This is a genomic window from Mesorhizobium sp. 2RAF45 (assembly GCF_052115225.1).
Lineage (GTDB): Bacteria > Pseudomonadota > Alphaproteobacteria > Rhizobiales > Rhizobiaceae > Mesorhizobium > Mesorhizobium jarvisii.
Genome location: NZ_JBFRGG010000004.1, coordinates 252512 through 265931, shown reverse-complemented (window position 1 = coordinate 265931; position 13420 = coordinate 252512). Strand labels below are relative to the sequence as shown.

Annotated in this window: 16 protein-coding genes and 1 tRNA gene; 9 read left to right on the top strand and 8 right to left on the bottom strand. The window is 60.4% G+C overall.

What is annotated here, in order from left to right; genetic code table 11:
• From AB4Z43_RS14255 to AB4Z43_RS14225, 7 genes are all read left to right on the top strand, one after another.
• Complete coding sequence (locus AB4Z43_RS14255; protein ID WP_038646304.1) at positions 1-1131, top strand: glycosyltransferase family 4 protein; 1131 nt, start codon at positions 1-3, stop codon at positions 1129-1131.
• Positions 1132-1220: 89 nt separating this feature from the next.
• On the top strand, positions 1221-2756 hold the full coding sequence (locus AB4Z43_RS14250) for an undecaprenyl-phosphate glucose phosphotransferase (protein WP_441937990.1): 1536 nt from the start codon (positions 1221-1223) through the stop codon (positions 2754-2756).
• Complete coding sequence (locus AB4Z43_RS14245) at positions 2753-4021, top strand: O-antigen ligase family protein (protein WP_441937988.1); 1269 nt, start codon at positions 2753-2755, stop codon at positions 4019-4021. Before AB4Z43_RS14250 ends, AB4Z43_RS14245 begins: the two co-directional genes overlap by 4 nt.
• A gap of 57 nt (positions 4022-4078) precedes the next feature.
• Positions 4079-4155: transfer RNA gene (locus tag AB4Z43_RS14240), tRNA-Pro, on the top strand.
• A 141-nt stretch (positions 4156-4296) separates the two neighbouring features.
• Positions 4297-4923, top strand: a complete 627-nt coding sequence (locus AB4Z43_RS14235) for a DUF6338 family protein (protein ID WP_441937986.1) — start codon at positions 4297-4299, stop codon at positions 4921-4923.
• A gap of 526 nt (positions 4924-5449) precedes the next feature.
• Positions 5450-6076 (top strand): hypothetical protein, encoded by a 627-nt coding sequence (locus AB4Z43_RS14230; protein WP_441937985.1) that lies wholly within the window; start codon positions 5450-5452, stop codon positions 6074-6076.
• A gap of 176 nt (positions 6077-6252) precedes the next feature.
• On the top strand, positions 6253-6507 hold the full coding sequence (locus tag AB4Z43_RS14225) for a hypothetical protein (RefSeq protein WP_441937983.1): 255 nt from the start codon (positions 6253-6255) through the stop codon (positions 6505-6507).
• Between the two features lie 29 nt (positions 6508-6536).
• Here AB4Z43_RS14225 and AB4Z43_RS14220 read toward each other — a convergent pair whose 3' ends face one another.
• Together AB4Z43_RS14220 and AB4Z43_RS14215 are read right to left on the bottom strand one after the other, a co-directional pair.
• Positions 6537-6995 (bottom strand): YbaK/EbsC family protein, encoded by a 459-nt coding sequence (locus AB4Z43_RS14220; protein WP_441937981.1) that lies wholly within the window; start codon positions 6993-6995, stop codon positions 6537-6539.
• 184 nt (positions 6996-7179) lie between these two features.
• On the bottom strand, positions 7180-7464 hold the full coding sequence (locus AB4Z43_RS14215) for a helix-turn-helix domain-containing protein (protein ID WP_069093390.1): 285 nt from the start codon (positions 7462-7464) through the stop codon (positions 7180-7182).
• 282 nt (positions 7465-7746) lie between these two features.
• Between AB4Z43_RS14215 and AB4Z43_RS14210 the strand changes: the two genes are divergently transcribed.
• Positions 7747-8361: a hypothetical protein gene (locus tag AB4Z43_RS14210; protein WP_019857634.1), complete on the top strand. Its 615-nt coding sequence runs from the start codon at positions 7747-7749 to the stop codon at positions 8359-8361.
• Between the two features lie 163 nt (positions 8362-8524).
• Here AB4Z43_RS14210 and AB4Z43_RS14205 read toward each other — a convergent pair whose 3' ends face one another.
• A complete protein-coding gene (locus tag AB4Z43_RS14205; protein WP_202360184.1) occupies positions 8525-8947 on the bottom strand; it encodes a hypothetical protein in 423 nt (140 codons plus the stop codon).
• A gap of 387 nt (positions 8948-9334) precedes the next feature.
• Here AB4Z43_RS14205 and AB4Z43_RS14200 point away from each other — a divergent pair, with 387 nt between their 5' ends.
• Positions 9335-9613, top strand: a complete 279-nt coding sequence (locus tag AB4Z43_RS14200) for a hypothetical protein (protein ID WP_032921057.1) — start codon at positions 9335-9337, stop codon at positions 9611-9613.
• 91 nt (positions 9614-9704) lie between these two features.
• Here the strand turns inward: AB4Z43_RS14200 and AB4Z43_RS14195 are convergent, their stop codons facing one another.
• From AB4Z43_RS14195 to plsX, 5 genes are all read right to left on the bottom strand, one after another.
• Positions 9705-10007, bottom strand: coding sequence for a hypothetical protein (locus AB4Z43_RS14195; protein WP_027046742.1), 303 nt, complete (start codon positions 10005-10007; stop codon positions 9705-9707).
• Positions 10008-10130: 123 nt separating this feature from the next.
• Positions 10131-10670 (bottom strand): MerR family transcriptional regulator, encoded by a 540-nt coding sequence (locus AB4Z43_RS14190; protein WP_027046741.1) that lies wholly within the window; start codon positions 10668-10670, stop codon positions 10131-10133.
• Between the two features lie 211 nt (positions 10671-10881).
• Entirely contained in the window at positions 10882-11205 is a 324-nt protein-coding gene (locus AB4Z43_RS14185) for an integration host factor subunit alpha (RefSeq protein ID WP_010915609.1), read from the bottom strand.
• Between the two features lie 102 nt (positions 11206-11307).
• On the bottom strand, positions 11308-12279 hold the full coding sequence (locus tag AB4Z43_RS14180; protein ID WP_019857627.1) for a beta-ketoacyl-ACP synthase III: 972 nt from the start codon (positions 12277-12279) through the stop codon (positions 11308-11310).
• A gap of 9 nt (positions 12280-12288) precedes the next feature.
• Complete coding sequence (gene plsX / locus AB4Z43_RS14175) at positions 12289-13359, bottom strand: phosphate acyltransferase PlsX (RefSeq protein WP_019857626.1); 1071 nt, start codon at positions 13357-13359, stop codon at positions 12289-12291.
• Positions 13360-13420: the final 61 nt, after the last annotated feature.

Below are 13420 nucleotides of genomic sequence, written 5' to 3'. Positions count from 1 at the left end.
GTGGCGGACAAGCTCAGGATCGTCCACTGCTTTCGTTCACCGGTCGGAGGAATTTTCCGGCATGTGCGCGACCTGACCGAAGCACAGGTCGCCGCTGGCCATGTGGTCGGCATCGTCTGCGATTCGACCACAGGCGGGGAATTCGAAGAGCGCCTGTTCGAGCAGATGAAGGACATGCTGGCGCTCGGCATCCATCGCACGCCAATGCAGCGCCATGTCGGCCCGGGCGATCTCGCCTCGGCCCGGCGCACCTACAGGATCATCAAGGAATTGCGGCCGGACGTGTTGCATGGGCACGGCGCCAAGGGTGGCGCCTATGCCCGTCTGTTCGGCTCCTTGTTGCGGGTATCAAGGTCTCGCGTAGCCCGCCTTTATTCGCCGCATGGCGGCTCCCTCCACTATGACGAAACGACAGCCACGGGGAAGCTATTCTTCGCGCTGGAGCGCTCCATGGCGCATTTCACCGATTGCCTGCTGTTCGTCTCGGACTACGAGCGGCGAACCTATCGCAGGAAGGTGGGCGAGCCGCCGATCCCCAACACACTGGTCTACAACGGACTGCGCGCCGCCGAATTCGAGCCGGTACTCATCGGACCCGATGCGGCGGATCTGCTCTATATCGGCATGATGCGCGACCTGAAGGGACCCGACATCTTCATCGACGCTTTGGCCGCCGCCGGCCCGCGGCTTGGCCGCGCACTGAGCGCGGTGATGGTCGGCGACGGCGACGACCTGCCGCGCTACCACGCGCAGGTAAAGCGCCTGGGACTTCAAGGCCATGTCCGCTTCCTGTCGCCGATGCCGGCCAGGGAAGCCTTCGCACTTGCCGAGCTCGTCGTCGTTCCATCCCGTGCGGAAGCCATGCCCTATATCGTGCTGGAAACACTTGCCGCGGCAAGACCGATGATCGCCACCTCCGTCGGCGGCATACCGGAGATCTTCGGTTCCGGCTCCCCTGCCCTGATCCGCCCCGATCCGGCCGAACTGGCCGGCAAGATGAGCGAGGCGCTGGCCGACCTTGCCGCCTATGGCGCCCTGATGCCCGATGGCCCTGGCCTCAGGGCGCGCTTCGGTGCCGACGTGATGGCCGCAGAAATCGAGAAGGCCTATTTCGCCGCGCTCGGCAGGTAACGCCTGAGCGTTTCCAAAGCCACGCGTTGTTTCAAGGGTTTCTTAGCTCTCTTTTGCTATTCACCCTGGGGAAGCTTGCGGACTGTTCCATGAATGAGATCGATCCCGCGCGCCGCTTTTCACCCGAAGCGGTGCGTAAATTCGACGGCCCGACCGATGGCGATGCGCCCGGCGGCATGAACGATGTCGCCCGGCAGGTCGCGTCGCAATACCGGCGCGATACGATGTCGCCGATCATGGTCAGCGGCGTCCTGCGCATGGTCGAATTCGGGCTGCTGTTCCTTTCGGGGCTCTGCGTCTATTTCTACTTTGTCGGTTTCTTCAACTATCTCGCCTGGCAATATCCGGTGACCATCGCCACCGCGTCGTTCCTCGCCGTGGTGCTGCTCGACGTTACCGACTGCTACCAGGTGGTCTCGCTGATGCGGCCGATCGCCAATTTCGGCCGCATCCTGCTGGTCTGGGCCGGCGCCTTCGCCCTGATGGCATTGACGGCCTTCGCCACGAAGATGTCAGAAGACTATTCGCGGCTTTTGTTCGGCACCTGGTTCGTCGTCGGCTTCGTTCTCTTGTTCGGCCTCAGACTGGTGATGTCGAGGATGATCCGGCGCTGGGCGCGCGACGGCCGCATGGAGCGGCGCGCCGTCATCGTCGGCGGCGGCAAGGCGGCGGAAATCCTGATTCGCTCTGTCGAAAAGCAGCCCTACAACGACATCCGCATCTGCGGCATCTTCGATGACCGCTCCGACAAGCGCTCGCCGCCGATCGTTGCCGGTTATCCCAAGCTCGGCACAATTTCGGAATTGATCGAGTTCGCCCGCATCGCCCGCATCGACATGCTGATCGTGTCGCTGCCGCTGACCGCCGAGACGCGCGTGCTGCAGCTGTTGAAGAAGCTGTGGGTGCTGCCGGTCGACATCCGGCTTTCGGCGCATTCCAACGCGCTGCAGTTCCGTCCGCGCGCCTATTCCTTCATCGGCTCGGTGCCGATGCTCGATATTTTCGACAAGCCGATCAACGATTGGGATTCGGTCGCCAAGCGCGCCTTCGACATCGTTTTCTCGCTGATCGGCATCATCGTCTTCTCGCCGGTGATGCTGGCGACCGCGATCGCCATCAAGCTCGACAGCAAGGGGCCGGTGCTGTTCAAGCAAAAGCGGCACGGCTTCAACAATGAGATCATCGAGGTCTACAAGTTCCGCTCGATGTACACGGACCGGTCGGATCCGACCGCCAAGCAGACCGTGACCAAGAACGATCCGCGCGTCACCCGCGTCGGCCGCTTCATTCGCAAGACCTCGATCGACGAACTGCCGCAGTTCGTCAATTCGCTGCTGGGCTCGCTGTCGCTGATCGGCCCGCGCCCGCATGCGATCGCCGCGCAGTCGCACAACCTGCTCTACAACGAGGTGGTCGACGGCTATTTCGCTCGCCACAAGGTCAAGCCCGGCGTCACCGGCTGGGCGCAGATCAACGGCTGGCGCGGCGAGATGGACACCAACGAGAAGATCCGCATGCGGACGGAATACGACCTCTACTACATCGAGAACTGGTCGCTGCTGTTCGATCTCAGAATCCTGTTCCTGACGCCGATCCGGCTGCTCAACACGGAAAACGCCTATTGAGCGCGATTTCCCATGAGGTGCCGCAGGCCGCGGTCAACGCCAAGCTGATCGCCCTGATTTCCTCCAGTGCGGTGGTGGTCGGCATCCTTCTGTCCGGCTTCGTCATCAGCGAGCCGGCGCCCTACGAAATCTACATGGCCGGGCTGATCGCCATCTGGGCGCTCTTCGGCCTGCGGATTTCGCGCGCGGCCATGCCGCTTCTGGTGCTGCTGGTGACGATGAACATCGGCGGGATGATCTCCATGACGCAGATGGCGGACCTCGCCTTCACGCCGCTCTATCTCTCCGTGTCATTGTTTCTCGCCTTCAGCGCGGTGTTCTTCGCCTCGGTCACCGCCACGCAGCCAGGCCTCTACCGGCCGATCTTCAATGCCTATGTCGTCTCGGCGGTGGCGACCTCGCTGCTTGGCATAGCAGGCTATTTCCATGCCTTCCCCGGCGCCGAAATGTTCACCAAATACGACCGCGCCGCCGGCGCCTTCCAGGATCCCAACGTCTTTGGGCCGTTCCTGGTGCTGCCCGGCATCTATCTGCTCTATCTGATCCTGACAGGATCGATCGCGCGCATGCCGCTGCTGGCGGTGCCGCTGCTGATCATCGCATTGGGCATCTTCTTCTCCTTCTCGCGCGGCGCCTGGGGCATGTTCGCCGTCTCTGCCGTGCTGCTCACCGGCTGCCTGTTCCTGCAGAGCGCTAGCGGCAAGTTCCGGCTGCGCGTGGTGATCATGACCATCGCCGCGCTGGCACTGCTGACGGTCGCCATCATCGTCATCCTGCAATTGCCCGGTGTGTCGGAGATGTTCTCCAGCCGCGCGCATCTTGAACAGAGCTATGACACCGCCCGCCTCGGCCGCTTCGCCCGCTACGGAATCGGCTTCCAGATGGCGATGGAGCATCCGTTCGGCATCGGGCCGCTGGTCTTCGGCAAGATGTTCGGCGAGGACACGCACGACATCTGGCTGAAAATGCTGATGGACTATGGCTGGCTCGGCTTCGTGTCGTTCCTGACGCTCGTCGTCTGGACCATGGTGGCCGGGTTCCGCATCCTGCTGCGCGACCGGCCGTGGCAGCCCTATCTGTTGTGCGCCTATGTCGCCTTCATCGGCAATATCGGCCTCGGCAACTTCATCGACATCGACCACTGGCGCCATATGTATCTGCTGCTCGGGCTGGTGTGGGGCGCCATCGCGCTCGAATACCGCCATCAGCGGCTGTCGCGACCGGCATTTCGAGGCGCGCCGGCGATCGCATCCACACCCGCGTAATAAACGCCGAATTTCGGTTGACCCGGGCAGGGTTATCACGATACATCGCGCTCGGTCCGGAGTGTAGCGCAGCCCGGTAGCGCACTTGACTGGGGGTCAAGGGGTCGTCGGTTCGAATCCGGCCACTCCGACCATTTTAAGACAAGGACTTGCCCCCAAAAGTCCTCTTAGTTTTTTAATTGCTTTTTGCGTTCCGGATAGCACGGCGGGTAAAACCTGCGGAATAGCTACCCCGTGTCGGTTGCTCAGGGATCACATTTGGAGGCTGGGGGCCGATGCCGGATATCGCCATAGCAGACGTTCAGCAAGTTGCACTAGGCCTTGCTCTGCTTGTACCGGGTGCCCTGATTATTTTCGTTCGATCAAGATTCTTCACCGGGCGGCGAAAAGCCCACAGTGAAGAATTCCTATCCTATGCAATTGTGACGCTACTGTACCTAGCGATCTTCCTGCCGGTTTTCGAGGCAGTCTACAAAAGCGGTTCGACCCCTCGCCAAATTTGGGCATTGTGGGTGGTCCTCATACTTATTGGCCCGCTGACAATTGGGACATTTCTCGGACTCGCTTATCAGCACGGATGGACTGCCTGGGTTCTCCGTTCCCTAGGATTGGAAATCGTGCATCCGATCCCAACCGCCTGGGATTGGAAATTCGGCCAACGGAAGGCAGAATGGGTCATTGTTAAACTGAAAGACGGCACCTATTTTCGCGGTTGGTATGGTGCTGAATCGTTCGCGTCATCCGAGCCCGGTGATCGTGACATTTATATCCAGCAAATTTTTGTTGAACGCGAAGACGGCGACAAATTGTGGGACGAGACAAACCGAAGTGCTTATATTGCGGGCTCTGAGATCAGCACCATCGAGTTCATAGACCCATCGGAGGCGCGCCATGGCAACTAAGCCAAGCACACCCACCACAGAACAAAAAGGTTACCAACCGAGTAAAAATCCAAAGGACGGATATCGCCCGACGACAGGCAGTTCCGCCCCCAAAACCACCCCGAGTGGTGGAACGGCCGGAACAAAAAAATAGCCGCCTCGGTACCAGTTTTGCAAAAAACGGGGGCCTAAGGTCCGCCGCCGGTTTCGAGCGTTACTACCCCCCAATCAAGATCGGCTACGCACGTAGTCAGCATGCGCTGGCTTAAAGAATTTCGCCAGTCTTAGGACACTCAGCCATAGGCGGAAAATGTACCGATTTCGGGCGGAGGCGGCTGTTGCCTACCCATACCGTTCTCCAGGTCCAGTGGTATCGAAATTCAACCCAGGATTTTAGTCGCTCAACCAGCCTCCGCAATCGGCGATCCCATCTCTGACCGCCCCAAGCCGCCGTCGGTAGTGTCAGCTCGAACAACAGCCGTTTATTCCGATTCGTAGGTGCGACGGATATGTGACATGCTAATGTCGGGAGAACCGGGAGGACTATATGCCATTTCAAAATCTATCAAATGACCGTGTTACGCTTGTGAAGCCGGACGGAACCGTCGAACGCGAAAACATTCCGGCTATCGTTACTGGTATGAAGATTCAGGTTCATGATCCTAAATTGCCGGTTGAGGTAGGTGACCATATCTTACGTACCCTGCCAAGCGGAATGGTCGAAGATTATATTGTTAATGACCCTCAATTTCACGCAGGCTTATCTGGTCATATTGCAGGCTTTTTCATAATCCACGTCAGGAGAAGTGGTCTAGCGACCTCAAATTCTCAATCCGTTATACAGAATATTACAAACAATTTTGCTGGTGCCAATTCTAGGGTGAACATCAATTCAACTGACATGTCTACGAACGTTTCATTCAAGGTGGATATGGATCAGATCAAGGCCTTTGTGGATCAGTTGAAGCCTTTGATGTCTGCTTTGCCTGAGACCCATCGTAGCGCAATCGGAGAGCCTCTAGCTCATTTAGAGGAAGAGGTCAGGAATCCCACGCCGTCGAACGCTAAGATTGAAGCGGCGCTCCATTCCATAAGGACGATCGCGGAGGGTGCAGCGGGCAATTTAGTAGCATCAGGGATAGTCGGAATGATCACCACTCTCTTCCTTAGCTAGAGGGCATGTGAGCAGATAGGTGGGATTTGTTCGCGGGGACGACGTTCGCAATTTTCTTGATATCGAAATCGATGCCTAGTGACATAAACTTCTACAATCCGGCCGACCGTAACAAGTCGCCCGAAATAGCTGAATCAGGCAGTCGACTACGCATATCCCATTTGGGGGGGGGTAAAATGCCAATTAATTCAGAGATGTTTGAAATGTGGGCGAACAAGGCTTGGCTCGAAGTTTCAATTGTCGATGCACTTGACCGCTTTGATGCCAGTCGAAAGAAGCGCTGTCCTGAATGCCACGGCCAAGTTCGTGCGCATCGCTCTGGGGATGACGGTATGCGCGCTCATTTCGAGCATTTTATCGCGCATGCTGGATGTTCGAAAAGCACAGCTTTTGCAGGGACAAGGTACCGCCATCCGAAGGCAATTTTGTAGTTACACGCTAATTTGCCTCCTCTCGTTGGCTACTGGCACACATCCACCCACTCGGCGCCGGTAAGCTCAACCATCCGCTGCGGTGCAATCCGCACCGCCGCGTTGGTAGCGCCTGCCGCAGGTACCACCTCTCCGAAATCCCGCAGCGAGACGTCGCAATAGACCGGCAGCGGCGACGGCAGGCCGAACGGGCAGACGCCGCCGACCGGATGGCTGGTGGCGGCAACCACTTCGTCCGCGTCCAGCATGCGCGGCTTGCCGCCGAACTGGTCCTTGAACTTGCGGTTGTCCAACCTGGCGATGCCGCTGGTCACCACCAGCATGGTGCGCTCGCCGACGCGCAGGCAGATCGTCTTGGCAATCTGCGCCGGCAGGACGCCATGCGCCTGCGCCGCCAGCGTCACCGTCGCCGAGCTTGCTTGCGTGACAATGACCTCGATGTCAGCTGCATGAGCGGCGAAGAAGGCACGAACGGAGTCCAGGCTCATATCGAAAAAACCACGGTTCAACCTCGGTACATGGCAGGCGCGATTGGCGCAGATTTGGATGCCGCAGGTATAAACACGCGCGATCTGTAGATCGGCAAGCCCGGCCTGATGGAGAACGCCGTCACATCAACAAGAAACCCGCCAGGCGGGCCTTGGCGGGTTCTTTTGTATGGCTGGTCCAGGCCTATGCCAGGGGTCGGCCTTGCGCGGCCGGTATCGGCGCGGCGGCAGCGATGAGGGCGTCCTGAGGCAGGCGAAGCGCGGACGCAATACGACGCAGCTTCGACGGATCGGCCGCCCGGCCGTTCTCGATGTCCTCGATCTCGCCGACCGACAGGCCGCAGGTCAGGGAAAGCTCTTCCACACTGTATCCGCGGGTTTCCCGCATGGCTCTGAGGGTGGTGTAATTCGGCCCGATCTCACTGGCTAACGGTTCGGAGAGGGCATGGCTTTTTGCATTGTTGGGCATTGGCAACTCCGCTGGCTGAAAGAGTTTGATCAAAATGGAGCGTTGCCTGAGACGAGCAGGAACATGCCCGCTCGCCAGCGATTTGCCAAGAGCCAAACAGGCCGTCACGCTATCGTGAACCGGACCCGCAAGGCGATCCACGCACATCGACGCCCATCAAGTTCTTTTGAACGGCACGGCACCTTTTTGCCCGGAGGTTTAGGCCCACCTGTTCGTTGTTCTGATGCGCCGGCGTGAAAACCATCCGGTTCCAGCCGGCCCGTTCCCAGAAGGATCCCCACTATGAACTTCAAGACGTCCCTCCTCGTGCTCGGCACGATTTCCAGCCTTTTCATCGCCGGAGCGGCGACCGCCCAGGCGGCTGACACGCTACGCGTGCGCGGCACGGTGGTCAGTTTCGAGCCGTCGCTGCTGACCGTCAAAACCCGCCAGGGCGACACCTCCGCGATCAAGCTCAATACCGGGTGGAAGATCTCCGGCGTCGCCAGCGCCTCGCAAAAGGACATCAAGCAGGGCGACTTCCTCGGCATCGCCTCCGTCTCGAAGGCGGATGGCGGCAGCGGCGCGCTGGAGGTGGTGATTTTCCCAGCCGCCCTGAAAGGCACCGGCGAAGGCGACCGTCCCTGGGATCTGCAGCCGAACAGCCGCATGACCAACGGCACCGTGGCCGACGTCACCGACATAAGCGGGCGCGCCGTGACGCTGACCTACGACAACGGGCAGACCAAGAAGATTTCGATCCCCGACGACACGCCCGTCGTGACCTTCGCCCCAGCCACGCCGGCCGATCTCAAGCCGGGCGCAACGGTCTTCGCCACCGCCCAGCGCGAGGCTGACGGGACGCTGAGTTCCAGCCGCGTCGTGGTGGGAAACAATGGCGTGATCCCGCCGATGTAGCCAAAATCAGCGGCAAGAGCCGGCTTTTCGGCCCTCACAATAAAGTGTCGGGAAGCCGGTTCCCCAGAAACACGCCGGAAACAAAATTCTACAATCGGGAAATACTGACGAAAAAAATCAGGAGCGTAATTCCATTCGCGGCGATCGGGCCATCGACCCGATTTTAAGATCTGCCGGCGAAAGAAGGAAACGATCCATGAAGAAGTCCCTCCTCTCGGCCCTCGGGCTTGCAGTTGCACTCGCTTTCACGGCGCCGGTCATCGGTGCGACGAGCGCCGATGCGGCCCCGATGGCAAAGCATCATCGTCATCACCGCGTCCATCATCACCATGTTCGTCATCACCGCGTTCACCACTACGTTCATCACCGCCACCATGTGAAGAAGGCCTACTAAATACAGACTGCCAACGAGAAGACCGGCCTCGGTTTCTTGTTCAAGGCTGGTCTTCTCCTGGTCATGCAATGCCAAGCCCGAGACCGGGCTTTCGCGAACAGGGCCAGGCATCCCGATGATGGCCAGGCCGATATCTCCTGGACAGACAGCATCGTTCTGCCGGTCGCGCGATTGCAGCTCACGCTTCGCCAACCCGCCCTTGTGACGCGATTTTTCCTGAAGCAGAGCTATCTGCCCAATCCCGCCGCGTCCGTGCGCTCGCCATGAGCCGCGATACCTGCCCCGAGACCGCCATGCCGACGCGTGCTGGGGCGGCTGCCGCTCTGATCACATCCCCGCACGCCCATGCCGATGACATCCCCCGCGCGTCCATGCCGACGCGCTCCGTACGGGATGCCAAAGCACGGCTGATCACTGGCGCGCAAAGCCCCTGCCGAGGGCGGCGCGCATTTTTATCCACGCCCGCATGAACCTTTCCCTCGAGGGCGGCACTAAGCCTGCATGGACGCCGGCAAGGCGATCCCCAACCAGACGGACGCCGGAAAGGCGATCCCCAATCAAACGGAAGGAAATGCAGAAATGACCAACATCTCGAGCTTCAAGCGCCTCTCGCTCGCTGCCGCCATCGCCATTTCGGCGATCGGCTCGATGTCGATGACGAATTCGGCTTTCGCCAACGGCACGCACCCCACCGGCGACGGCGGCGCGGTTTGCAAAGGCGCCGGCCACTGTCTGGTGCTCTCGATCGAGTGCAAGGGCACCTATACCGACGCCACCGATAAGAATGGCACGGTCTATGGCAAATGCAGCCAGACCGCGCAGGTTTCGCCCCAGGCCAAGATCAAGCTCGCGAAGTAACCACTGACAGCGAAGAGAATGGCGGCTCACCCTCCAAGGGCCGCCGCCATTTTCTTGTTTGAATTCCTTGTCTTATGACCGAGAGCGCCCCTTAGCGCCGGCTGAACAGCAGGCTGGCGACCAGACCGAGCACCACAAGCCCAACCGCAGCGGCCGCAGCCGGATGGTCACGAGCCGATTTCTCGACCACCCTGCCCTGTTTGCGGATTGCCGGCATCGCATCGCGCAGGCGTCCCGCGAGATCCGAATACGTGTCGAAAGCGGCATCGCGGCCATCTTCATAGTAGGCGCCACCCCGCTTTGACACCGCCTTGCGCAACGCCGCGAGTTCCCTCGAGAGGGCCGCGACCTGCTTTTCGAGGTCGATGTCCGAAAGGGTCGAAAAAGATGCCATCATGCGTTTCCTTGTCTTGCCATGCGACGTCGTCTTGCTGAACGACGTCTTGCAGAAGGAAACGTAACGCCTCACCCCGAGGCGGGTTCCGGTATCGAGGCTTCAATGCGCTTCGCGCTGATGTCAGCGCACCTGGTCAAGCAGGCGCTTGCATTCCAGGAGGTCGAACAGCGCCTCCTGCAGCAGCGCGCGATTGTCGCGCGAGAGTTTCGACGAGTCCGGCTGAACCGGGCCTTCCTCATCGCTCTTGCCCAGGCCGAAAAAGCGGCGGCTCGGCTTGACCCTTGGCTGACCTACCAGCTCGTCATCGCCGCCGCGCGGCTGTGCCGCCGGCGTCAGAGGCACCTGATCGGCCTGCTTTCGTTGCGAGATCGCCTCGACGGCGGCCATGTCCCCATTGCCGATTGCAACCAGGAAATGATTGCCGTTCTCGCGCAGCAGCTTCTGCACGCCCTTGATGGTGTAGCCTTGGTCGTAGAGCATGTGGCGGATGCCCTTGATCAGTTCGACATCCTGCGGCCGGTAATAGCGACGGCCGCCGCCGCGCTTCATCGGCTTGATCTGGTTGAAGCGTGTCTCCCAGAAGCGCAGCACATGCTGTGGCAGGTCGAGATCTTCGGCGACCTCGCTGATGGTACGGAAGGCGTCAGGGCTCTTGTCCATGGGCGAAATCCTCACGCTGGAGCGTGATCCGGAACGGTCTTCAGCGAGATCAGGCTCAACAAAGAGAAGCTCATTCCGTTTGCGCGGAATGGATCATACGCGGAACACCAATCCGGCCATGCTGCCGAATCGGGCCTTATTTCAGCGGTTTGTGAAGCAATATTCAAGCCCGGCGTGATCGCGGGGCAGGTTTTCAACCGTACAATGAAGGCTATTTGCCGCCCTTTGCCTTGCTGTTCTGGTGAGAGCGCAAGATGCGGTTCTTCAGCACGTTGGACGATTTGAACGTCATCACCCGGCGCGGCAGGATCGGCACCTCTTCGCCGGTCTTGGGATTGCGCCCGATGCGCTCGTTCTTGGAGCGGACATGGAACGTCGCGAAAGACGACAGCTTGACCGTCTCGCCACGCACAATGGCTTCGCAGATTTCGTCCAGCACGGCTTCGACCAGTTCGGCGGATTCAGTGCGCGACAGGCCGACCTTTCGGTAGACGGCCTCCGCCAGGTCGGCACGCGTAAGTGTCTTTCCCCCCATGCGACCGTCCCATCAGTTCAAAGCGTAAAATCGGCACAACAACGGCAGAGCCTAAGTAATTGATCCGGCAAGGTCAAGGACCGAAACCGAGCCGTTCGGCACTTACCAGCGAACCAGAACGGCGCCCCAGGTGAAGCCGCCACCCATCGCTTCCAGGAGGACGAGGTCGCCCTTCTTGATGCGGCCATCGGCAACGGCCACCGCCAGCGCCAGCGGCACGGAAGCCGCCGAGGTGTTACCGTGCAAATCGACCGTAACCACCACTTTTTGCTCTGCTATCCCGAGCTTCTTGGCAGATGCGTCAATAATTCGTTTATTGGCCTGGTGCGGCACGAACCAGTCGAGATCGTCGGCCGATATGCCGGCGGCCGAGAAGGTTGCCTCGATGACGTCGGTGATCATGCCGACCGCATGCTTGAAGACTTCGCGGCCTTCCATCCTGAGGTGACCGACCGTTCCCGTGGTCGACGGTCCGCCGTCGACGAAAAGCTTGTCCTTGTGCACGCCGTCGGAGCGCAGGCTGGCCGCCAGGACACCGTGGTCGGCAATCGTGCCAGCTCCCTCGCCCGCCTCCAGGACAAGTGCCCCTGCGCCATCGCCGAACAGCACGCAGGTCGAGCGGTCGCTCCAGTCGAGGATGCGTGAGAACGTTTCCGAGCCGATCACCAGCACACGTTTGGCGAGCCCCCCACGGATGTAGAGGTCGGCTGTCGTCACCGCATAGACGAAACCCGAACACACCGCCTGCATGTCGAAAGCGAAGCCGTGATGCATGCCGAGCCGGTTCTGGATCTCGACCGCGGTGGCCGGGAATGTGTTGTTGGGCGTCGACGTTGCCAGCACGATCAGGTCGATGTCATCAGGCGTCAGCCCGGCATTGGCAAGGGCGGCACGTGCCGCGGCCTCTCCCAGGGAAGCCGTCGTCTCGTCGTCGGCCGCGATATGACGCTGGCGGATGCCGGTACGCTGGGCGATCCACTCGTCCGAGGTTTCAACCATGCCCTCGAAATCGGCATTCTTCATGATGCGGCGGGGCAGCGCGGCGCCCGTGCCGCGCACGACTGATCTGATCAAAGTTCTTTCCTATTCCTTCGCGTCGGTAACGACGTCGGATTTCCGGGATGACAGGGCACGCGGGTTGCGCGCATGAAACAGGTCCAGGTCGGCTTCGATGCGGTCGAGCAGATTGTTGCGCACCATGTCATAGCCGAGCTCGATCGCCGCGGCGAACCCGTCCGAATCGGCACCGCCATGGCTTTTGACGACAATGCCGCTCAGCCCCAGGAAGACGCCGCCATTGGAGCGGCCGACATCCATCTTTTCGCGCAGGCGATCGAAGGCGCCCTTGGCGAAGACATAGCCGATCTTGGCCATCAGGGTGCGGCTCATCGCGGCGCGCAGATAGCCTGCGATCTGGCGAGCGGTGCCCTCCGCGGTCTTCAGCGCGATGTTGCCGGCGAAGCCCTCCGTCACCACAACATCGACCGTACCCTTGCCGATATCGTCGCCTTCGACAAAGCCATGATAGTTCATCGAGGCCATGTTGGCCTCGCGCAGCATGCGCCCTGCCTCCTTGACCTCTTCCTGGCCCTTGATCTCTTCGACGCCGACGTTGAGCAGGCCGACGGTGGGCCTAGCAATGCCGAATACGGCGCGCGCCATGCCGGTGCCGAGAATGGCAAAATCAATGAGCTGTTGCGCATCGGCGCCAATGGTGGCGCCGACGTCCAGAACCACGCTTTCGCCGCGCAATGTCGGCCACAATGCCGCGATCGCCGGGCGATCGATGGTGGCCATGGTGCGCAGGCAGAATTTCGACATCGCCATCAGCGCGCCGGTGTTGCCGGCGGAGATACAGGCGTCAGCGGCGCCCGACTTGACCGCTTCGACCGCCTTCCACATCGACGACTTCCAGCGGCCATGGCGCAACGCCTGGCTGGGCTTGTCGTCCATCCTGACCGCGATCTCGCAATGGAAGAATTCGCTCACCTCGGCCAATTTGGGGAACTTGGCCAGTTCGGGGCGCACAAGTTCCTCACGTCCGTAGATGACGAAGCGGATGTCGGGACGGCGAGTCGCGACCGTCATGAGCGCCGGAATGACCACGGCTGGTCCGTGATCGCCGCCCATGGCATCGATGGAAATCCTGATCACGCGGTATTTATCTCACGGTTATGCGGCAGGTCGCTTTAGTGATCGCGAAGGTTCGGCGAAA